Annotated in this window: 18 protein-coding genes; 9 read left to right on the top strand and 9 right to left on the bottom strand. The window is 64.8% G+C overall.

Going from position 1 to position 19,690, the window contains the following annotated elements:
* Positions 1–28: 28 nt before the first annotated feature.
* Together QQL24_RS11555 and QQL24_RS11550 are read left to right on the top strand one after the other, a co-directional pair.
* Positions 29–469 (top strand): MarR family winged helix-turn-helix transcriptional regulator, encoded by a 441-nt coding sequence (locus tag QQL24_RS11555; RefSeq protein WP_284312170.1) that lies wholly within the window; start codon positions 29–31, stop codon positions 467–469.
* The gene (locus QQL24_RS11550) at positions 466–1,962 is read left to right on the top strand and encodes an MDR family MFS transporter (protein ID WP_284312169.1); all 1,497 of its coding nucleotides are present in this window, start codon (positions 466–468) and stop codon (positions 1,960–1,962) included. Before QQL24_RS11555 ends, QQL24_RS11550 begins: the two co-directional genes overlap by 4 nt.
* Positions 1,963–2,058: 96 nt before the next feature.
* Here QQL24_RS11550 and eno read toward each other — a convergent pair whose 3' ends face one another.
* On the bottom strand, positions 2,059–3,381 hold the full coding sequence (gene eno, locus QQL24_RS11545; RefSeq protein ID WP_284312168.1) for a phosphopyruvate hydratase: 1,323 nt from the start codon (positions 3,379–3,381) through the stop codon (positions 2,059–2,061).
* Positions 3,378–4,367: an aminoglycoside phosphotransferase family protein gene (locus tag QQL24_RS11540; protein ID WP_284312167.1), complete on the bottom strand. Its 990-nt coding sequence runs from the start codon at positions 4,365–4,367 to the stop codon at positions 3,378–3,380. Before QQL24_RS11540 ends, eno begins: the two co-directional genes overlap by 4 nt.
* A 171-nt stretch (positions 4,368–4,538) precedes the next feature.
* Between QQL24_RS11540 and QQL24_RS11535 the strand changes: the two genes are divergently transcribed.
* Positions 4,539–5,369, top strand: a complete 831-nt coding sequence (locus QQL24_RS11535) for a DeoR/GlpR family DNA-binding transcription regulator (RefSeq protein WP_284312165.1) — start codon at positions 4,539–4,541, stop codon at positions 5,367–5,369.
* A gap of 28 nt (positions 5,370–5,397) precedes the next feature.
* On the opposite strand, the gene QQL24_RS11530 is transcribed toward QQL24_RS11535, so the two are convergent.
* Positions 5,398–6,393 carry a zinc-dependent alcohol dehydrogenase family protein gene (locus tag QQL24_RS11530; protein WP_284312163.1) on the bottom strand — a complete coding sequence of 332 codons (996 nt, stop codon included), beginning with the start codon at positions 6,391–6,393 and terminating at the stop codon, positions 5,398–5,400.
* A gap of 108 nt (positions 6,394–6,501) precedes the next feature.
* Between QQL24_RS11530 and QQL24_RS11525 the strand changes: the two genes are divergently transcribed.
* From QQL24_RS11525 to QQL24_RS11515, 3 genes are all read left to right on the top strand, one after another.
* On the top strand, positions 6,502–7,395 hold the full coding sequence (locus QQL24_RS11525) for a LysR family transcriptional regulator (protein WP_284312162.1): 894 nt from the start codon (positions 6,502–6,504) through the stop codon (positions 7,393–7,395).
* Positions 7,396–7,512: 117 nt separating this feature from the next.
* The gene (locus tag QQL24_RS11520) at positions 7,513–8,568 is read left to right on the top strand and encodes a hypothetical protein (RefSeq protein ID WP_284312161.1); all 1,056 of its coding nucleotides are present in this window, start codon (positions 7,513–7,515) and stop codon (positions 8,566–8,568) included.
* A gap of 288 nt (positions 8,569–8,856) precedes the next feature.
* A complete protein-coding gene (locus QQL24_RS11515) occupies positions 8,857–9,675 on the top strand; it encodes a DeoR/GlpR family DNA-binding transcription regulator (RefSeq protein ID WP_284312160.1) in 819 nt (272 codons plus the stop codon).
* A gap of 22 nt (positions 9,676–9,697) precedes the next feature.
* Here QQL24_RS11515 and QQL24_RS11510 read toward each other — a convergent pair whose 3' ends face one another.
* The gene (locus QQL24_RS11510; protein WP_284312159.1) at positions 9,698–10,600 is read right to left on the bottom strand and encodes a LysR family transcriptional regulator; all 903 of its coding nucleotides are present in this window, start codon (positions 10,598–10,600) and stop codon (positions 9,698–9,700) included.
* Positions 10,601–10,886: 286 nt separating this feature from the next.
* Here QQL24_RS11510 and wrbA point away from each other — a divergent pair, with 286 nt between their 5' ends.
* Together wrbA and QQL24_RS11500 are read left to right on the top strand one after the other, a co-directional pair.
* Entirely contained in the window at positions 10,887–11,519 is a 633-nt protein-coding gene (gene wrbA / locus QQL24_RS11505) for an NAD(P)H:quinone oxidoreductase (protein WP_284312158.1), read from the top strand.
* Positions 11,520–11,569: 50 nt separating this feature from the next.
* The gene (locus QQL24_RS11500) at positions 11,570–11,983 is read left to right on the top strand and encodes a DoxX family protein (protein ID WP_284312156.1); all 414 of its coding nucleotides are present in this window, start codon (positions 11,570–11,572) and stop codon (positions 11,981–11,983) included.
* Between the two features lie 154 nt (positions 11,984–12,137).
* Here QQL24_RS11500 and QQL24_RS11495 read toward each other — a convergent pair whose 3' ends face one another.
* From QQL24_RS11495 to QQL24_RS11475, 5 genes are all read right to left on the bottom strand, one after another.
* On the bottom strand, positions 12,138–13,307 hold the full coding sequence (locus tag QQL24_RS11495; RefSeq protein ID WP_284312154.1) for a CaiB/BaiF CoA transferase family protein: 1,170 nt from the start codon (positions 13,305–13,307) through the stop codon (positions 12,138–12,140).
* A 35-nt stretch (positions 13,308–13,342) separates the two neighbouring features.
* The gene (locus QQL24_RS11490; protein WP_284312152.1) at positions 13,343–14,740 is read right to left on the bottom strand and encodes an amidase; all 1,398 of its coding nucleotides are present in this window, start codon (positions 14,738–14,740) and stop codon (positions 13,343–13,345) included.
* 117 nt (positions 14,741–14,857) lie between these two features.
* Positions 14,858–15,283, bottom strand: coding sequence for a DUF3592 domain-containing protein (locus tag QQL24_RS11485; RefSeq protein ID WP_284312151.1), 426 nt, complete (start codon positions 15,281–15,283; stop codon positions 14,858–14,860).
* A 68-nt stretch (positions 15,284–15,351) separates the two neighbouring features.
* Positions 15,352–16,827, bottom strand: coding sequence for a cryptochrome/photolyase family protein (locus QQL24_RS11480; RefSeq protein ID WP_284312150.1), 1,476 nt, complete (start codon positions 16,825–16,827; stop codon positions 15,352–15,354).
* A gap of 23 nt (positions 16,828–16,850) precedes the next feature.
* Complete coding sequence (locus tag QQL24_RS11475) at positions 16,851–18,125, bottom strand: 3-phosphoshikimate 1-carboxyvinyltransferase (RefSeq protein WP_284312149.1); 1,275 nt, start codon at positions 18,123–18,125, stop codon at positions 16,851–16,853.
* A 204-nt stretch (positions 18,126–18,329) separates the two neighbouring features.
* Between QQL24_RS11475 and QQL24_RS11470 the strand changes: the two genes are divergently transcribed.
* The gene (locus QQL24_RS11470; protein ID WP_284312148.1) at positions 18,330–19,589 is read left to right on the top strand and encodes a TCR/Tet family MFS transporter; all 1,260 of its coding nucleotides are present in this window, start codon (positions 18,330–18,332) and stop codon (positions 19,587–19,589) included.
* Positions 19,590–19,690: the final 101 nt, after the last annotated feature.

The following is a 19,690-nucleotide window of genomic DNA, read 5'->3' as shown; positions in this document are numbered from 1 at the left end:
GGTAGCCTATCTATATGGATCGACATCAATGACTGCCCCTTCCGACGACGCCCTCGCCCTTGCCGACGAGATGCGCCCCGTCCTGCAGCGTCTCTACCGGCGCTTTCGTCGCGAGAAAGAAGACACGGATCTGGGCGTCTCGCCGATCCAGCGCCTGCTTTTGGTGACGATCGCCGAAAAGCCCGGCCTCGGCGTCGGGGAATTGGCGAAGCACGAGAAGCTGCGCGGTCCCACCATCAGCGGCCACGTCAAGTCGCTGGAGGCGGCCGGATTGATCACGCGTCTCGCCCTGGATCCTGTCGACCGCCGCCGCTCCAGCCTGTTTCTCACTGACAAGAGCCGTGACCTCCTGGAGGAGGTCCGCAAGCGCCGGCGCGACTGGCTGGCCGGCCAGCTCGACCGCCTGACGCCGCAGGGGCGCGACGCCATCCGCGCCGCCCTCGCCCCGCTCGATGAGATCGGCCAATGACCGTACAAACCGAAACTGCCGCCAGCGGCGCCGACCGCAGCCGCGAGATCCGCCTGGTCTTTCTCGGCCTGATGATCGTGATGGGTCTCACCGCCATCGACCAGAGCATCGTCGCCACCGCCCTGCCACGCATCGTCGCCGATCTCGGCGGCGTCAGCCATCTGTCCTGGGTAGTCACGGCCTATGTGCTGGCCTCCACCGCCACCATGCCGCTCTACGGCAAGCTCAGCGACCAGCATGGTCGCAAGCCGATGCTCTATGTGGCAATCCTCACCTTCCTGCTCGGCTCGGTGCTCTGCGGCCTTTCGCAGGACCTCACCCAGCTCATCGTCTTCCGCGCCATCCAGGGCCTCGGCGCCGGCGGCCTGCTGCCGCTCGCCCAGATCGTCATCGGCGATCTCGTCACCCCGGCTGAGCGCGGCAGGCGCCAGGGCATGATCGCGGCCGTCTTCGCGGTGTGCAGCGTGCTTGGGCCGGTGCTGGGCGGCGTGATCACCGACCTCCTCTCCTGGCACTGGATCTTCTATGTCAACCTGCCGGTGGGAGCCGTCGGCATGGCAGTGATCGCACGCGCCCTCACGCATACGCCCCCGCACCGTGCCCGCCGGATCGACTATCTCGGCTCGGCCCTGCTGACCATCGCCACCACCGCCTTCCTCCTGGTGCTGGCGCTCGGCGGCACGACATGGCCCTGGCGCTCGCCGGAGCTCATCGGCACCGCGGCTCTCGCCTTCGTCACCACGGCGCTGTTCATCTGGCATGTGCGCCGCGTGCCGGAACCGGTGCTGCCGCTCGACCTCTTCCGCAACAGGCTCTTCGTCATCGCCAGCATGGTGATGGCGCTCACCTTCGTCGGCCTGATGGGATCGAGCGTGTTCTTCCCGCTGTTCTTCCAGGTGGTGATGGGCGTCACGCCCTCGCATTCGGGCTTCCTGACCGGCACGCTGATGATCGGCCTCGTCTGCTCCTCCATGCTGAATGGCCGCGTGCTGATGAAATATGGCCGTTACAAGCCGGCGCAGGTGGCGGGGCTGACGCTCGCCGTCATCGCTTTCGCCGTGCTTGCCTGGGCGGCCGCCACGGCGCAGAGCCTCTTCGTGATCGAGCCCGCCATGATCGCCCTCGGCTTCGGCCTCGGCCTGGTGATGCCGAACATGACCATCGCCGTGCAGAACGCCTTGCCGCTGGCCCATCGGGGCGTCGGCACCGCCACGCTCTCCTTCTTCCGCTCGCTCGGCGGCCTCCTCGGCGTCACCGGCTCCGGCGCCATCCTGGCCGCCCAGTTGCACGGCGCGGCCAGCGACATCGCGACCTCCGCCGACACCGGCCTGCAGACCCTCTCGAAGCTGGCGCCTAGCATGCAGGACGAAATCATCGATCTCTACCGCCACGCCATTGCCATGACCTTCATCAGCGGCGTGTGCATCGTTGCGGCGGCACTGATCGTGCTGCTGTTCCTGCCGGAATTGCCGCTGGAGGGAAGGAAGGCGTAGTCGCTGGGAGCGCGGAGGTCCCTACGACACGCATGAATGCGTGTCGGACGATCCACTCTTCCTCTTTCTTAGGGCGCAACGTTTCCAAGCTCTTTCTTAGAGCGCAACGTTTCCAAGAGCGGACGAGGACGTCCGCGCTCCCAGCGGCAATACCCCCAGCCCGGCGAACTTCGCCTTACTGCCAAGCGCTTCTTCGATCCGAAGCACCTCGTTCCACTTCGCCATACGTTCCGAACGCGCGAAGGAGCCGACCTTGAGCTGGCCGGCATGCCAGCCGATGGCGAGGTGCGCGATGGCGACATCCTCCGTCTCGCCCGAGCGGGCCGAGACGATGGTGCCGAAGCCGGCGCGGCGGCCGGCTTCGCAGGCGGCCTTCGCTTCGGAAACCGTACCGGCCTGGTTGACTTTGATCAGCACTGCGTTGACCGATCGATCCAGAACCGCTTTCTCGACCAGGGCGACGTTGGTCACCAGGAAATCGTCGCCGATCACCTGGATATGGTCGCCCACGGCGGCGGTGAAGAGTCTGAGCCCCTCGGCATCGTCCTCCGCGAAGGGATCCTCGATGGAGAGGATGGGATAGCGCCGGCACCAGCCGAGCAGGTATTCGGCCATGCCGTCGCGGTCGAGTTCGCGCTTTTCGAGGCCGAGCACGTAGCGGCCATTCTTGCCGAATTCGGAGGCGGCGATGTCGAGCGAGATGGCCGCCTCCTCGCCTGGCGTGAAGCCGGCGCGCTCGATGGCTGTTACCAGCGTATCCAGCGCCTCCTCATTGGAGGAAAAAGCCGGCCACCAGCCGCCTTCATCCGCCACGCCCTGCAGCAGGCCGCGCTCGGCCATGATCCTGCCGGCGGCGATATAGACCTCCGCGGTAACTTCCAGTGCCTCGGCAAAGCTTTTTGCTTTCGGCGCCATCACCATGAAGTCCTGGATGTCGGTACGGCGTCCGGCATGGGCGCCGCCGCCGAAGATCTGGATCTCCGGCAGCGGGATCATCACCGCCTCCTCCCCCGCCAGATAGCGCCAGAGCGGCAGGCCGCGGCTGGCGGCGGCGGCATGCAGCACGGCGAGCGACACCGCCACAGTGGCATTGCCACCGAGACGCTCCTTGGTGGGCGTGCCGTCGAGCGCGATGAGGGCGGCGTCGATACCGGCCTGGTCGAAGGGGTCGCGGCCGATGAGCAAGGGCGCGATCTCCTCGCGCATGCTCGCCAGGGCGCCCTGCACGTCGAAGCCGCCAAGGGCCTTGCCGCCGTCGCGGCGGTCCACAGCCTCCCGCGTACCGCGCGAGGCGCCGGCTGGGGCGATGCCGCGCTCCACCGTGCCGTCGCTCAGCGTCACCTCCGCCTCGACGGTGGGCCGGCCGCGTGAGTCCCAGATGCGGCGGGCATGAAGTTTACGAATGGCGACATCGGTCATAAGCGGGTCCAGGCATTGACGATGGAAAGGAGATCATCAGGAGGAGTGGCGATCAACGGCATGGCGAAGCGGCGCACCGCCTCGCGCTCGTCGTCGGTGGTCAAGTATTCGACTGGCGATTTGCCATCGACACGCGCCAGGAACAAGGCCGGCAGCAGCGCCGCCGCGCGGTTCTCCAGCATGGCCGGCTCCTCCCAGCCGATCCCTGCCCGATAAGCCTCCGCCAGGGCGACAAAGGCATGACGGTAGGCCTCGCGCTGCACACCCTTGCGGGCGCCCTTGAGCAGGAGATGGTTGAGGCAGAAGGCGAGATCGAAGGCGGGATCGCCGTGGCAGGCGCATTCGGCATCGAGGAAGACAGGCCCCTCCTCGCAGCACAGGATGTTCTTGGGGCTGACATCGCCATGTACCAGCGCCTTCTTGTTGGCGAGCGTCGCCTGCGCGACCGCCTCGAAGCGCGGCGCCAGATCGGGATGCGCCCGACCGGTCGCCAGCAGATAAGGCTCGATACGGATCGGCACGAAGGTGGCGTCATTGGCAAAGCGCGTGGCGATGCCGGGATCCCCGGCGCTGCTGGCGTGGATGACTGCGAGATCGTGCCCCACGCGCGCGGCGAAGGGCGCATCCACGCGTTCCGCCAGGAGTTCCGCCTTCCAGACGGGATTGTGCTCCGGCGGCAGGAATTCCATGGCGAACAGGCCGAGATCCTCGTCTTCGCCCAAGACTTTCGGCACGCCGTGTGGAAGCCAGGCGGAGACCTCGCGCATCCAGGCCGCCTCGGCTGCATTGCGTCCGAGCGGAGCCTCCCACACCGCCGCCACCTTCAGGCGGGCGAGCGCACGCTTGATGCAGAAGCGCCGGCTTGCCGTTTCCACGAGATGAATGTCGGAAGAGACACCGCCCGTCAGGGGTGAGAGCTGCACGGGCTCGTGGGCGCCGACAAGGCCCATTTTGCGCAGCGACGCCACCACTGCTTCATCCGACATCAGCAAGCCCCGCATGCCAGCATTCCCTCGATCGCAAGGCATCTCCTCCTTTTTCCTCGAGTTCGAAAGTCAAAATCGACCTTGAACACCATTCACCCTGTTTGGTTTTCAGGATTTTATTGCGAAAGGGAAAGAAGTAGGCTTTCTTTTGAGAAAGTCAAAGGAAACGCCATGCAACCGCCCCGCAAGAACAGCGGAATCGAGCCCGAGGTGCTGGATATCGATCAGCGGCGCGACAAGATCGCGGCCATGGTCAATGCCGAGCAATTCGCCTCGGTCCAGGACCTCGCCCGCCTGTTCGGCGTCTCGCAGGTCACCATTCGCGCCGACATCGATGCCCTCAGCAAGGAACGCAGGGGCCTCAGGCGGGTGCGGGGCGGCATCATGCGCGGCCAGGCGCCCTATGCCGAGACGCCCTATGAGGCCCGCAGCCGCGCCCAAGCCGAGGACAAGGCCGCCATCGGCCACGCGGCCGCCGCGATGGTGCAGTCGAACGACACCATTCTCCTTGACGTCGGCACCACCACCATGGCCATCGCCGAGGCGCTGGTGCGACGCACGGACCTGACCAACGTCACCGTCTTCACCAATGGCCTCAACCTCGCCTTGACGCTGGAGAGCGCCTATCCGCAGATCCAGACCGTGGTGACGGGCGGGAGCCTGCGTCCGTTGCAGCATTCCCTGGTCGAGCCCATGGCCACGCTGGTGCTGGAACGCATTCGCGTCGGCATCGCCTTCATCGGCTGCAACGGCATCGATCCCGATTTCGGCATCAGCACCACCAACCTGCCGGAAGCGGCGATCAAGCAGGTGATCATGCGCGCGGCCCTGCGTGTGGTGATCGTCGCCGACGGCAGCAAGTTCGGCCACTCCACCCTCGCCCGCATCTGCGGCGTGGAGGAAGTCGACAGTTTCCTCACAGCCGGCCATGTCGATGCCTCCTGCGCCACGCAGCTGAAGGAGATAGGGATCGAGATCGTGAATGCGAGGCCGGTGGATTAGCACGGCCCGGATCATCGCCCGCCGGCTCCTATTCCGCGCTTCCGATATCCACCACCAGCTTGCCCTGCGCCTTGCGGTCCTCGATCAAGCCATAGGCCTCGGCGACATTGGCGAGTGTAAACAAACGGTCGTCCAGCCTCGGCGTGAGCCTGCCGGCCTCCGCCAGCCGGGTTGCCTCGCACAGGATGGCGCCATGATGCTCGCGCCCCTCTCTTGTCAACAGCGGCAGCAGGGTGAAGACGCCTGAATAGCTGGCGGCCTTGAAGGAAAGCGGTGCCAAGGCGTGCGTGCCCCAGCCCAGGGCGCTGACGACATGGCCGAAACGGGCGACGGCCCTGAAAGCCGCGTCGAGACTTGCGCCGCCCACGGTATCGTAGACGATATCGAAGCCACGGCCGCCCGTGTGTCTTTCCACGTAAGCCTCGACGCTCTCCGCGCGGTCGGTCGGCGTCGCGTCGAGGCCAGCGATGAAGCCGCCCTTGGAGGCACTGTCCACGCCGTAGACATCGGCACCTAGCGCCACGGCGAGTTGGACAACGATGTGACCCACGCCGCCGCCGGCGCCGAGGACAAGCACCTTTTGGCCGGGTTTAACCTGCGCGCGATCGACCAGGCCTTCCCAGGCGGTGATGATGATCAGCGGCAGAGCCGCGGCCTGCCGCATCGAGAAATTGGCTGGCTTGAGCGCCAGCAATCGGGCGTCCGCCACCTGGTACGATGCAAGCGAGCCCTGCAGGCCGCCGACACCGCCCGTCATGCCATAGACCTCATCACCGGGGCGAAAGCCGGTGACATCGGTACCGACCGCTTCGACCACCCCCGCCATGTCAATGCCCAGCACGGCCGGAAACGGTTGCCGGGCATGGCCGGCGGCGCCCGCTCGGATCTTGGTGTCGAGCGGGTTCACGCCGCTGGCCCTGATGCGGACAAGAACCTCGCCAGCCCTCGGCTCCGGGCGGGGCTGTTTCGCATGGCGGAAATCCGCGCCCGCGCTGTCGAGAACAAGGGCATTCATCAGGGCCATGACGGCTCTCCCAAATGGTGATGGGGCGAAGATGGCTCTTCGATTGTTGTTTGGGAATAAAATGAATTGTATGACATCCATGCATTTTTGTTTGAATCAGTCGATACCATGGATTGGAGCGACATCCGCATCTTCCTCGCCATCGCCCGTGCCGGCACGCTGGGTGCGGCGGCACGCAGCCTCGGCCTGACCCAGCCGACCATGGGCCGTCGCCTGCGGGCGCTGGAGGAGTCGCTCGGCCATGTGCTGTTCCAGCGCACCTCGGACGGCTTCGTCCTCACGGACGACGGCAACACCGTCCTGGCGCGGGCCGAGCGCATGGAGCAGGAGGCGCTTGGCCTGCAACGCGAACTTGCCGGCCAGGAGCATGATCTCGAAGGCACTTTGCGCGTGTCCTGTTCGGACTGGTTCGGGCTGCACATCCTCTCACCGATCCTCGCCGATTTCTCGCGCAGCCATCCCAGGGTCGTCGTCGAACTCCTGACCGACGCGCGCTTTCTCAGTCTATCGCGGCGGGAGGCCGACCTTGCCTTCCGCATCCGGCGCTTCAGCGAGCCGGATGTCATCTCCCGCCGGCTGATGCATATTGGCTACAATCTTTACACGAGGAGCGGCACGCCTTGGCCCGCACCGGGCGACGGCACCGGCCACCGCCTCGTCACCATGGACGAAGCCTTTGCGGATATGCCGGATGTCGAATGGCTGATGCGCACCTTTCCCAAGGCCGCCATTGCCATGCGCAGCAACAATCGCGATGTCCAGGCTGCTCTCTGCGCCGGCGGCGTGGGCCTCGCGGTGCTGCCGCGCCCGCTGGGCGACGCCACGACGGGCATCGAACGGGTCGACCTGCCGGTATCGCCGCCTGGCCGCGATACCTGGCTCGGCTATCATCGAGACCTGCGCCGCCTGCCGCGCCTGCGCGCCCTGCTCGACATGGTGATTGCCCGCCTTGCGCCGGTCGAACCCGGCTCGCGCGACCCATCGGTCAATTTCGGTCCGTAGCGCCACTTTGCAGTGGTTTGACATCTTTTGATAGTATATGAGTGCTATTGAAACCCATCTGAATCGTCGCCTGTGAGACGCGACGACATGCCGTGACAGCCCAAGGAGCCTCTTCGCATGGTCCATACCGACACCCGCCTCGACCAGAAACTGCGCAATATCCGCGCCGGCAACTACAAGCCTGCCGACTTCATCATTGCCGATGCCAAGGACGCGGATATGGGCTCTGGCATCACCGGCTCCGGCTTTGCGCGCAGCGCCGATGGCGGCACGGGGCGGCGGCGCACCCGCGCCGAGTTCCTCGACCAGATCCAGGCTATCGTGGAGCAGGACATCGTCGACATCATGCTGCTGTCGGCCTCCAATCTCGAGGCGCTGCATGAGCGGGGCGTCTTCCGCGATTCACTGGTGAAGCCGGCCATCCGCGCCAACGACACCACCGACTGCTGGGGCGGCGTACGGCATCAGGCCTATACCAAGCATCCCTCGCGCCATTTCCGCACCGCGAACATTTCTCGCGTGATGTACGGCACCAACCAGCCGGCCATCGGCGCGCCGATCGCCCTCACGGATCTCGGCCTCTATTCGGTGACGTTCATGAACGACATCGACCATGATTACGAGGCGCTCGATGCCTTCGCCGCCTTTCGTGAGGAAGCCGCCGAGAACAATTTCAAATACTTCTTCGAAGTCTTCAATCCGAATATCGATTGCGGGCTCGATCGCGAGGCCATCGGCGAATACATCAACGACTCCATCCTGCGCTGCCTCGCCGGCGTGACCAAGGCGGATCGTCCGCAATTCCTGAAGATCGTCTATAACGGCCCGAAAGCCCTGGAAGAACTGGCAAGCTTCGACCCCAGTCTTGTCGTCGGCGTGCTCGGCGGCGGTGCCGGCACCACCCGCGACACCTTTGAACTGCTGAGCCAGGCCGAGAAATATGGTGGCCGCGTCGCCCTGTTCGGCCGCAAGATCAACCTTGCGGAAGATCCGCTGGCGCTGCTGGTGCTGATGCGTGAAGTGGCCAGCGGCAACATCGCCCCCGAGGAAGCGGTCAAGGCCTATCACAGCGAACTTGCCAAGAGCGGCCTCAAGAGCAAGCTCAGCCTGGAGGACGACCGCCAGATTACCGAGACGGTGCTCCAGTCCGCCGCGCTGAAGAAAGCCGCCTGATCGATCTCTGTATCGGCTGGATGATCGAGGAAGGCGGATCACGGCGATCCGCCTTTTTGCGTTTCGGTGTGCCGACCTCCAGCTCGGCACTTCTTCTAAAGCAATACGTTTCCGTGCCCATCTGGAGATCGGCACCCCAGGTCCTGAGTTTGGTGGGTTTTGCAACAATGTGGGCAGGCCTTGACCGTTCCGTCAAACACCGTCGCCTGCAATCCTGTGATCTGCTAAAGCCCTGGAAATCATAGGCGCGGCAGAGTTTGTCCGAGGACTATACAGGAGTTCGCCTGAATGGAAGCCTCCACCACCAAGCGTGTCGAGATCATTCCCGCCAAGAGGCGCGCCATGATCCTTGAACATCTGCGCGTGAACGGGGCTGCTTCCATACAGGAACTTGCCGACGCCATCGGCGGCTCGCAATCCACCATCCGACGCGACCTCGAACACCTCATGGAAGGCGGCTATCTCGAACGCACCCATGGCGGCGCGCTGCTTGTACCTCCGCTTCAGGCGACGTTCGAACGCGAATCCCAGATCAATGCCCATTTCCAGCGGGCCCAGAAGATCGCCATCGGCGCCGAGGCGGCGCTGCGCATCAACAACCGCGAGAGCGTGATCTTCGAGGCAAGTTCCACCGTGATGGAGGTGGTGCGCGCCACCTCCCAGCGCGACCTCTCGCTCACCGTGGTCACCAACAGCCTCGACATCGCCCAGATCAGCTCCGATGTCCCGAGCTGGCGGGTGATCATGCCCGGCGGCACCATCCGGCCCGGCGGCTGGCGCTCGCTGTGGGGCGAGCCCGGCGAGAGCTTCTTCAATACGGTTCATGCCGATGTCTGCGTCACCGGCGCCTATGCGGTTACCGGCAACATCCTCACCGACGCCATGCTGGAAATCGCTTCGCTGAAGCGCAAGATGATCCAGTCCTCCCGACGGACCATCGTGGTGGTCGACAGCTCGAAATTCTCCGCGCCGTCCTTCTGCACCTTCTGCGAGCTCTCGGCCATCGACGAACTGATCACCGATGACGGCATCAGCCCCGAACATCTGGAATCGCTGCATTCCTATGGCGTGAAGGTGACGGTGGTGCCGGTGAAGACGGACGTATGAGGCGTAGGATTCGGTGTGCCCCTCACCGCGCCGCCAGCGTTTCCTTAAGCTTGCCGAGCAGCCAGCTTGCCGCCGGCCCCGGCGGGGTCTCGGCGCGATGGATGGCCTGCAGGCGGTAGACCGCGTTGTCCCAGGCCGTGATCGTCAGACGCGCCAGCCGGCCGGCCGCGATATCTTCGCTCACCATCTCCTCGGGCATGCTGCCCCAGCCGATTCCCGCCTTGAGCAGCAGATATTTCGCGCCAAGATCGGCAAGGCGCCAGCTCTTGGCACTGATCACCTGAAAATCCTGGCCTTCAGTGAGGCGTGATCGATCCGTCAGCACGAGCTGGATATGCTCATGCACCTTGGCGTCGGCCTCCTCGCTCGACATATGGGCGAGGGGATGGTTGGGCCCGGCCACCGGGATGAGGCGCACGGCACCGAGCTGCCGGCGCACGATGCCGACAGTGGCATGTTCGAGCGGCCCGCTGACGCCGATATCGGCGATGCCGTCGAGCACGTGCTGGGTGACCGCGCCGAGTGCTTCCATATGCAGGCGGAAGGCGACGGTGGGAAATTCTTCCTGGAAGGCATCGAGCGCCTGCACCAGGCTGCAGGGCGGCAGCATGACGTCGACCGTCAGCGTCACCTCCGCCTCCAGACCCGATATCAGCCCCTTCGCCTTGGCGATCAGGCCACCCATGCCGCGGGCCACCACCCGCGCATCGGCGAGAATCGCCTTGCCGGCCTCCGTGAGCTGCGGCTTTCTCGTGCTATCTCGGTCGAACAGCTCGAGCGCGAGCTGAGCCTCAAGATTGGCGATGGTGTAGCTGATCACCGAGGTCGCGCGTCCAAGGCGCTTGGCGGCAGCGGCGAAACTGCCGGCTTCGACAATGGCGAGGAAGACCTGGAGCTGGTCCAGCGTGGGCCTGGGATCTGACATATCAATTTTCTCGAACCTAATCGTCGAGATTATCCATATTTTCTCGAAGATCAATCTGCGGCATTAGAAGCGCCAAGTCAGGCATGGAGCGCAGGCCGGAGCAAAGTTCCGGCCCGTGTCTCTCTGCAGTCTTGAGTAGATGCAGCAATTTCCGAGCCCTTGGGCCTCGAAATTCTGCCTTGCAGGTCATTTTCACATGCCCATTGCCGCCATCCTCGATCGCCTGCTTGGCAGGAAATCGCCAGGAACAGCTCCAAGCAAATCGACTGAAGTCAAGGAATACCCGATGTCTCAGCCCAAGGTTCTCATTGCTTTCTATTCGCGTTCCGGCGTCACCGAAGCCCTCGCCAACGCGGTTGCCGAAGGCGCCCGTGCAAGCGGCGCCGAGGTTCGCCTGCGCCGGGCCCGCGAACTCGTCAGCGCCGAGGTGATGGCGCTGGCTCCCGGCTGGGCCGAACAGGCCGCCGCCCTCAACGCCAAATATGAAGCCCCGACCGAGGCCGACGCCGAATGGGCAGACGCCATCATCTTCGGCACGCCCACCCGTTTCGGGGCCGTCACCTCCGAGCTCAAGGCCTATATCGATTCGCTCGGCGGCCTGTGGTTCCAGGGCAAGCTGAACGGCAAGGCCGGCTCGGTATTCGGCTCGTCCTCGACCCCGCATGGCGGCAATGAGTCGACCCTGATCTCGCTCTACAACCCGCTCGCCCATCTCGGCCTGATCATCGTGCCGCTCGGCTATGCTGACCCGTCCCTGTTCAAGAGCGGCACGCCCTATGGCGCTTCCGCTGTCTCCGGCAATCCGCCGGCTCCGCCGACTGCCGACGACCTCGAGGTCGCCAACTTCCAGGGCCGCCGCGTCGCCTTCGTCGCCCGCGCCCTCAAAGCCGCCCATATCACCGAAACCAAGGCCTCCTGAAGGCCAAGGCTGCTGCCCAAAGGGACAGCCTCTCATGAAAGGGGACTCCAATGTCCGCTGATACCCGTTACACCCCGCTGCTTGGCCGTATCCTGATCGCCGTCATCTACATCCTCAGCGGCTTCAGCAAGCTCACGGGCCCCGCCGCCACCGCCGGCTACATCGCCTCGGCTGGCCTGCCCCTGCCCTATGCCGGCGTGGCTCTCGCCGTCGTCGTCGAACTGATCGGCGGCATCCTGCTGGTCGTCGGCTATCAGACCCGCATCGTCGCGCTGATCATGGCGCTGTTCACGGTCGCGACCGCCGTGTTCTTCCACTCGAACTTCGCCGACCAGAACATGTTCATCCACTTCTTCAAGAACATCGCGATGGCTGGCGGCCTCCTGCAGGTTGCGGCCTTCGGCGCCGGCAGCCTCAGCCTCGATGCCAGCCTCGCCCGCAAGAAGGGTCTGGCGACGGCGTAAGCTGGGAGCGCGGACATCACAGCGACATGCCTGCATGTCGCGATGTCCGCCTCTCGAACCTCCACGGCATCAGGAAAGGGCGCAACCACTACGGTTTGCGCTCTTTCTTTTGGTTCATCGTTTCCAAGAGCCGAGAAGATGTCTGCGCTCCCAGTCATTCCAGATCCGGGCTCGCGTGCAGAGCGACCATCGGCTCGCCGTCGATCATGATCGGCGTGCGCACCGAGGGAATATAGCCCTCCTTCACCCCGGTATGGGGCAGCTTGACCACCATGCCGCGATGCACGGCCTGCGGATCATGCAGCGCATCCGCCACCGAATTGATCGGGCCGGCGGGCACGCCCACCGCCTCCAGCGAGCCCAGCAGGTCCTCGCGGGTGCGGATGCCCGTCAGCCCGCCAATCAGCGCCGCCAGCGCCTCGCGATTGTGCACCCGGTCCTTGTTGGAAAGGTAGTCGGGGTGCAGCGCGATGTCGGGAATGTTCAGCACCGCGCAGAGCTTCACGAACTGGCTGTCATTGCCGCAGGCGATGATCAGGTGCCCATCCTTGGCCGGAAACACCTGGTAGGGCACGATATTGGGATGGGCATTGCCCATGCGCGTCGGGCTCTTGCCGGAGGCAAGGTAGTTCATCGCCTGGTTGGCGAGCACCGCGAGCTGCACGTCGAACAGCGCCATGTCGACATGGCCCCCCTCGCCCGTCAACTCGCGCCGGCGCAACGCCGCCTGGACACCCACCACGGCATAGACACCGGTGAAGACGTCGGCAAAGGCCACGCCGATCTTCTGCGGCTCGCCCTTGGGATCGCCGGTGAGCTCCATGATGCCGCCCATGCCCTGGATCATGAAGTCGTAGCCGGCCCGGCTGGCATAGGGCCCGTCCTGGCCGAAACCGGTGATCGAGCAGGTGATCAGGCGCGGGTTGACCGCCCTGAGATTCTCATGGTCTAGCCCATATTTCCTAAGGCCTCCGACCTTGAAATTCTCCAGCACGATATCGGCCTCGCGCACCAGGGCCCTCACCCGATCGGCTCCCTCGGCGGTCTCGAAATTCAGCGCGACCGAACGCTTGCCGCGATTGCAGGAATGGAAATAGGCGGCGCCGAGATTGTCGCCCTCGCTGCCCGTGATGAAGGGTGGGCCCCAGGTCCTGGTATCATCCCCCTGCCCCGGGCGCTCAACCTTGATTACCTCCGCCCCGAGATCGGCGAGGAGTTGCCCTGCCCAGGGCCCTGCCAGGATGCGGGCGAGTTCGAGCACGCGCACGCCATGCAACGGTTTCGGCGGCGTATGGGCGGGAAGGTCGGAAAGCGGGGTCCACATCGATCGATCAATTTCCCTTGGAGTCGAAATCGGCATCAGGCCAGGAAAGGCGGGAACTGGGGCGTTCTGAGCGCTTCAATCCATTTGCCCAGCGCCAGTACGCCGCGGTCGTCATGGCGATGGCCGACGATCTGCAGGCCTGCCGGCATGCCGTTGCCAGCCAGGCCCATCGGCAACGACAGCACCGGACAGGAGCTGGTGAGGTTGAAATGGCCGGTCATGTCGACCGATCTGTAGCGCCCGTCCGGCAGGATCTCGTCGTTTTCCTGGAGCTCGGGGTCTGCGGGCGGCGCCGTCACCGCCGTGGTCGGGCAGAGCAGCGCGTCATACCCTTGCAGCAGCTTGGCAAACTCGCGCCAGAGCGCCGTGCGGCGATGCTCGATGGCGCGCAGTCCGACAATGTCGAGGCGGCGCCCCTTTTCGATCAAGCCGATCACGTCGGAATCGAGGTCGTCGCGATGGTTTTCGAGGAGATGGCCGACATCACCGGCAAAGCAATAGGCCCAGAGCGCATACCAGTCCTTGGCGGCCTGGACGGTGAAGGGCGTTTTCACCCAGGCGATCTCCGCGCCGGCCTTCTCGATATCGGCGATCAGGGCTTGGAAGAGACCGGCCACCTCGTCGGAGACGACATGCATGTCAAGATCGAGGGAGACGGCGAGTTTCGGCTTCCTCGGCGCTTCGGCGACGGGAAAGACCGGGGGCAGCCTTGGCAGCGACAACGCATCGGCATCATCGGGGCCCTCGCAGACCGAGAGGAAGAGCGCTGCGTCATCGACGCTGCGCGCCAGCGGTCCGAAGTGGGCGAGCGTGTCATATTGCGTGCGCAGGATGTCCATCGGAATGCGCCCGAAGCTCGGCTTCAGCCCGACGATCCCGCAGAGGGAGGCGGGAATGCGGATGGAGCCACCCATGTCCGTGCCCTCGGCGAGGAAGACGCTGCCGGTGGCGACCGCAACGCCCGAGCCGCCCGAGGAGCCGCCGGATGTGCGCTGCGGGTCCCAGGGATTGCGAGTGATGCCCCAGAGCGGGCTCTGCGTGGAGCCGGAATAGGCAAACTCGGGCGTGGTGGTATGGCCGAGAATGATGGCGCCGGCAGCCTTCAGCCGCTGGACGATGACGGGATCGTGCTCGGCAACATGGTCGCGATAGACCTTCGAGCCGAAGGTGGTGCGCCTGCCGGCCAGCGGCGTGAAATCCTTGATGGCGATCGGCACGCCGCAGAGAGGCAGGTCTACGCGCCCGACCAGCGGCAATGCATCGATGCGGGCCGCCTCGGCCCGGGCGTCCTCGGCATAGATCTCGGTGAAGCAGTTGAGGAGGGGCTGGACGGCTTGGCTACGGGCGAGGCAAGCTTCGACTGCCGCCACGGCCGAAGCCTCACCACGCCTGACCGCCTCCGATAGAGCCACGGCGCTTTTCGGTTCCGCCATCCCTGTCTCCCAGACTCATTGCGCTGCAGCCTAGCGGGAAGGCGCGAGCAGCGGTAGGGGCTGAAGGCGCGCCAAACACGGAGGGTCGATCAGTGATCGACACTCCAATCCAGCGCCTCATCTGGTCCCGCCCCGCTGCGTCCGCCTGCCAATGACCGTCAACACCACGCCCAGTATAAGGAAGGCTCCACCCAGCAGGCCAGCCAACCCTGCCGGGAACCAGCGCCCGGCAAAGCCGTCGACCACGGCGTCCGAGGGATTGCCGGGATCATAGGCGATGGCAACGTTGTCGCCGACCTGCCAGGACGAACTGCGCACATTGTTGGTGAAGCGGATGACACTGCCATCGGCCATGGTGAATTCCATGGCAGGAAGTTTGCCGATGGCAACGATCCTCGCCGAGGCTGTGGCGGTATGGCGGCCACGCCACTCATTGCCGGCGAAATAGACCGCAACGGCCAAGCCCCCCAAGCCAAGAACCAGAAAGATCCTTCCGATGATCGCAAGAGCGGCTGGGCCGCGAACACGTGTCCCCGTGGCCATGATCATCCCCTCCCGCCAATGCTGAAACCAGACAAGAAAAACTCCGTAATCATATGATATTGCTTTCTTTAGGACCCACGCATGCTCTTCCATGTCGCAAGAGCCCGCTTGCGGGCAGCATCGTGATCGACGATCGGGTGGGGATAGTCATCACCGAGGCTGATGCCGGCGTCGTGGAGTTCGACCGCGCTCGCCGTCCAGGGATGATGGACGACGCCCCCCGGCAGCTTTGCCAGCTCCGGCAGCCAGCGCTTCACATAGGCGCCGTCCGGGTCGAACTTTTCGCCCTGCAGGATCGGGTTGAGGATACGAAAATAGGGCGCGGCATTGGCGCCCGTGCCGGCGACCCATTGCCAGCTCGCCGGATTGTTGGCGGGATCGGCATCGACCAGCGTGTTCCAGAACCAGCTTTCACCCTCGCGCCAGTCGATCAGCAGATGCTTGACCAGGAAGGAGCCGACGATCATGCGGGCCCGGTTATGCATGCTGCCCGTCGCCCATAATTCGCGCATGGCGGCATCGACCACGGGGTAGCCCGTGCGGCCGCGCTGCCAGGCCTGGAGCGCCGCCTTGTCCCGCCGCCATGGCATGGCGTCGAAGGAAGGCTGGATGTTCTGACGATGCAGGGCCGGCGCGTGGTAAAGCAGCGAATAGGAGAACTCGCGCCAACCAAGCTCGGATTTGAACTTTTCGATATCCCGGTTCATGGCTTTGAGAGCGCCCGCATGCTGTCGGGCGACCATGGCGTGCCAGATCTGCCGAACCGAGATATTCCCAAAGCGAAGATAGGGCGACAGGCGCGAAGTTGCCTGGCGATCCAGCCGGTCGCGATTGTCGGCATAGCCGTTGAGGCCCTCGTCAAGGAACGCTTCGAGCCGTTGCTGGGCGCCCTCCTCACCGCGAGGCCGCAGCTCACGCATGGTTGCCGCCCAGTCCGGGTCTTGCGGATCGGGGTCGAGGCCTGCGGGATAGCGGAAGCGCTCGGCCAGCGGGCCGGGCAGAGACGCGAATTGGATCTTCTTCGGGCCAGGCAAGGGCGATTCCGGGTCGCCTTGCCTTAAGCCCTCGGCCCAATAGGGCGTGAAGACCCGAAAAGGCGAGCCAGCCCGGTTCAGGATCGTCCAGGGCTCGTGCAGCAGCGATGCGTTGAAGCTCTCCACGACACGTCCGCGCTCGCGCAGCCTGGTCTTGATCCGCGTATCGACATCCCGCCCGGCCGGGTCATAGCGTCGGTTCCAGTAGACACCGCGTGCCCCGACCGTTTCTGCAAGAGCCTCCACGATCTCACCGGCATGACCCGCCAGGGCGTGAAGGCAACCGCCGTGCTTCTTGAGAGATTGGTTGAGGTTCGCCAGCGAACCATGCTGCCACCACAGCGCCGCGCCCTGTGGCGGACGCAGGTCATGTTGAGGCTTCTCATGAACATAGAGGCAGACAACCGGCGAACCGGCTTCTGTCGCTGCATGAAGCGCCGGATTATCACTCAGGCGCAAATCACTGCGAAACCAGACGATTATTGGCGCTGCGGAGCTGGAGTTCTTCATCGCGGCGCCCTGCATTCATCTGTTCAAACGGTCTTTTCCTCGAGCTTAACCCCCAGCGAAGCCAGTGCGTTCCAATAGCCGGGATAGGTCTTGGCCACGCAGGCCGGGTCCTGGATGGTGATGCCGTGGATCTTCAGCCCGGCCAGCGCGAAGCTCATGGCGATGCGATGGTCGGCGTAGGTCGCGATCGAAGCCGGCAACGTCTGGCCCGCGAGCCTGGGATCGGAAGCGACCAGGAGGTTATCTCCCTCTTCCCGCGCGAGGTCAGGGCGTATGCGCGTGAGGCCGTCGTGCAGAGCAGCGATGCGGTCGCATTCCTTTACGCGCAGGTTGGCGATGCCGGTGAAGCGTACCGGCGTCTCGTTGAAGGCGGCGAGCACAGCCAATGTCGGGACGGCATCCTGCATCTGCGAGCCGTCGATCACGGCGGGCAAGTGCGGAAAGGCTGAGATGAGCTGATAGGCTTTGGCATCGGGCTGGGTGAAATCGCCAGCGGGCACGCCGAGATCGATGGCGCCGCCTGTCAGCACCTCTGCGGCCCACAGATAGGTCGCGGCAGAGGCATCGGGCTCGATCAGGTAGTCGGTGGCGCGGTAGCCGGTGGGCGCCACGCGCCAGGTGGCGGCATCGAGCCGCTCGATCTTGGCGTCGAAGGCGCGCATGGTGGCGAGCGTCAGATCGATATAGCCGCGGGCGCCGATCTCCTGGCCGGTGAGCGCGATATCGACAGGCTCGTCGCCGCATGCTGCCGCCATCAAAAGCGCCGACACATATTGGCTGGACAGGCCCGCATCGATCTCGACGCGTCGGCCGCCGAAGCGACCCTTGCCATGCACCGTCACCGGCGGACAACCCGTCGGCGCCTCGGCCTCGATTCCCAGCGACTTCAGCGCCACGACCAGCGGCGCAATAGGCCGGGTGCGCATGTGCTTGTCGCCATCGACGATGACATCCCCCTCTACCAGAGCTGCCGCGGCCGTGAGAAAACGCGTGGCCGTGCCGGCATTGCCGAGGAAGAGCGGCCCCTCGGGTTTGCTGAGCCGGCCCGTGCTGGTGACCGTGAAGCTGGTGGCATCCGGCTCCTCGATCTTGACGCCCATCGCCTTGAGCGCCAGTGCCATGTAGCGGGTGTCATCGCTCTTGAGCGCCCCGGTAAGGTGGCTGGTACCCTCAGCCAGCGCCGCCACCAGCAGCGCGCGGTTGGTGATCGACTTCGAGCCCGGCGGCACCACCCGCCCCCGCAGCGGATGATCCGGCGGAAGCACCGTCGTCTGCTGCCCGCTCCATTCCGCCACCATGGTCCTATCCTTCTCAGTGCCCCGGTCTGTCTCGCAGGGAAAGTTCCAACCGCCCGATGGGCTATTCGCGCCTATCTACGATTGTTGCGCCGTTGCGCCAAGCCCGAAGCGTTGCGGCGCTGACGCCTTCCCCGCGGTTGCAACCGCCGGCTGCGGGGAGGTAGATGATCAGCCCTCGTCGAAGTGCGTTTGGAAAGCGATGCCATGACCGTTTCGAAGATAAGCCCGCATGCCCTCACCTTCGTGCTTGTCACGGTTTTGATCGACATGATCGGCCTCGGCATCATCATTCCCGTTTTGCCGCGCCTGATCGAGGACATCGCCCATGTCGATATTGCCCGTGCCTCCGTCATCGGCGGCTGGCTGTTCGTGGCCTATTCGGCCATGCAGTTCCTGTTCGGCCCGATCATCGGCAACCTCTCCGACGCCTTTGGCAGGCGGCCGGTGCTGCTGCTCTCGGTGGCGGGGCTTGGTGTCGACTATCTCCTCACCGCCTTCGCCCCCACCATCGCCTGGCTCTTCCTGGGCCGGTTGATTGCCGGCATCTGCGGCGCCTCCTACACCACGGCCAACGCCTTCATCGCCGATATCACCGCACCGGAGAACCGGGCAAAGGCCTTCGGCATGATCGGCGCCGCCTTTGGCATCGGCTTTACGCTCGGCCCGGCGCTGGGTGGCCTGTTCTCGCATTTCGGCGATCGAGCGCCCTTTTTCCTCGCCGCTGGTCTGTCGATCGCCAATCTGATCTACGGTTACTTCGTGCTGCCGGAAACATTGGCTAGGGATAAGCGCCGCGCCTTCACGCTCAAGCGGGCCAATCCGCTCGGCGCCCTGGTTGCCTTCCGCCGCCATCCGCTGGTACTCGGCTTCGGTGCGGTGCTGTTCCTGCATTTCCTGGCGACGAATGTCTATCCGGCGATCTGGGCTTATTACACCATCTACCGCTATGGCTGGAGCGAACTCGAGGTCGGCCTGTCGCTGGCGGCCTTCGGCGTGATCACCGCCATCGTCCAGGGCGGGCTTGTTGGCCCCTTCATCAAGCGCTTTGGCGAATGGATGGCGGCGGTGATCAGCCTCACCGTCGAATGCATCATCGCGGTGGGTTACGGGCTCGCCAGCCATGGCTGGATGATCTACGCCCTGTTGGTGGTCGGCGCGCTCCAGGGCGTCGCCATGCCGGCCATCAACGCCATGATGACGCATGAGGTGGACGAGAATGCGCAGGGCGAACTCCAGGGCGCGATCGCCAGCCTGATGGGCATCGCGGCCATCGCCAGCCCCCTCCTCGGCACGCAGCTCTTCGGCCTGTTCGCAGGACCGGGCGCGGTGGCGGAACTGCCCGGAGCGCCGTTCTTCCTGACGGCGTTCCTGTCGGTGATCGCGCTGTGGGTGTTCGTGGCAGTGCCGAGAAGCCTGGGAGCGCGGACGTCCCCGTCCGCTCTTGGAAACGACGGCGATTCCTAGTGAGGCGTATCGTTTCCATGCCGGTCTGAAGACCGGCACACCGACCGCGTCGCAAGTGTAGCGCCTTGGCTGCAAACGTCACCGCTTCCAAGATGCCGGCT

This window comes from Labrys miyagiensis (assembly GCF_030160835.1).
In the GTDB taxonomy this organism is placed as follows: Bacteria; Pseudomonadota; Alphaproteobacteria; order Rhizobiales; family Labraceae; genus Labrys; species Labrys miyagiensis.
Note: the sequence above shows the minus strand (reverse complement) of the source record. Positions and strands in the feature narration are given on the sequence as shown.

Bases quoted from the DNA above. Each gene is read 5' to 3' on its own strand.
- QQL24_RS11555 (WP_284312170.1), top strand. From the start codon at position 29: ATGACTGCCCCTTCCGACGACGCCCTCGCCCTTGCCGACGAGATGCGC.
- QQL24_RS11550 (WP_284312169.1), top strand. From the start codon at position 466: ATGACCGTACAAACCGAAACTGCCGCCAGCGGCGCCGACCGCAGCCGC.
- eno (WP_284312168.1), bottom strand. From the start codon at position 3,381: ATGACCGATGTCGCCATTCGTAAACTTCATGCCCGCCGCATCTGGGAC.
- QQL24_RS11540 (WP_284312167.1), bottom strand. From the start codon at position 4,367: ATGTCGGATGAAGCAGTGGTGGCGTCGCTGCGCAAAATGGGCCTTGTC.
- QQL24_RS11535 (WP_284312165.1), top strand. From the start codon at position 4,539: ATGCAACCGCCCCGCAAGAACAGCGGAATCGAGCCCGAGGTGCTGGAT.
- QQL24_RS11530 (WP_284312163.1), bottom strand. From the start codon at position 6,393: ATGGCCCTGATGAATGCCCTTGTTCTCGACAGCGCGGGCGCGGATTTC.
- QQL24_RS11525 (WP_284312162.1), top strand. From the start codon at position 6,502: ATGGATTGGAGCGACATCCGCATCTTCCTCGCCATCGCCCGTGCCGGC.
- QQL24_RS11520 (WP_284312161.1), top strand. From the start codon at position 7,513: ATGGTCCATACCGACACCCGCCTCGACCAGAAACTGCGCAATATCCGC.
- QQL24_RS11515 (WP_284312160.1), top strand. From the start codon at position 8,857: ATGGAAGCCTCCACCACCAAGCGTGTCGAGATCATTCCCGCCAAGAGG.
- QQL24_RS11510 (WP_284312159.1), bottom strand. From the start codon at position 10,600: ATGTCAGATCCCAGGCCCACGCTGGACCAGCTCCAGGTCTTCCTCGCC.
- wrbA (WP_284312158.1), top strand. From the start codon at position 10,887: ATGTCTCAGCCCAAGGTTCTCATTGCTTTCTATTCGCGTTCCGGCGTC.
- QQL24_RS11500 (WP_284312156.1), top strand. From the start codon at position 11,570: ATGTCCGCTGATACCCGTTACACCCCGCTGCTTGGCCGTATCCTGATC.
- QQL24_RS11495 (WP_284312154.1), bottom strand. From the start codon at position 13,307: ATGTGGACCCCGCTTTCCGACCTTCCCGCCCATACGCCGCCGAAACCG.
- QQL24_RS11490 (WP_284312152.1), bottom strand. From the start codon at position 14,740: ATGGCGGAACCGAAAAGCGCCGTGGCTCTATCGGAGGCGGTCAGGCGT.
- QQL24_RS11485 (WP_284312151.1), bottom strand. From the start codon at position 15,283: ATGGCCACGGGGACACGTGTTCGCGGCCCAGCCGCTCTTGCGATCATC.
- QQL24_RS11480 (WP_284312150.1), bottom strand. From the start codon at position 16,827: ATGAAGAACTCCAGCTCCGCAGCGCCAATAATCGTCTGGTTTCGCAGT.
- QQL24_RS11475 (WP_284312149.1), bottom strand. From the start codon at position 18,125: ATGGTGGCGGAATGGAGCGGGCAGCAGACGACGGTGCTTCCGCCGGAT.
- QQL24_RS11470 (WP_284312148.1), top strand. From the start codon at position 18,330: ATGACCGTTTCGAAGATAAGCCCGCATGCCCTCACCTTCGTGCTTGTC.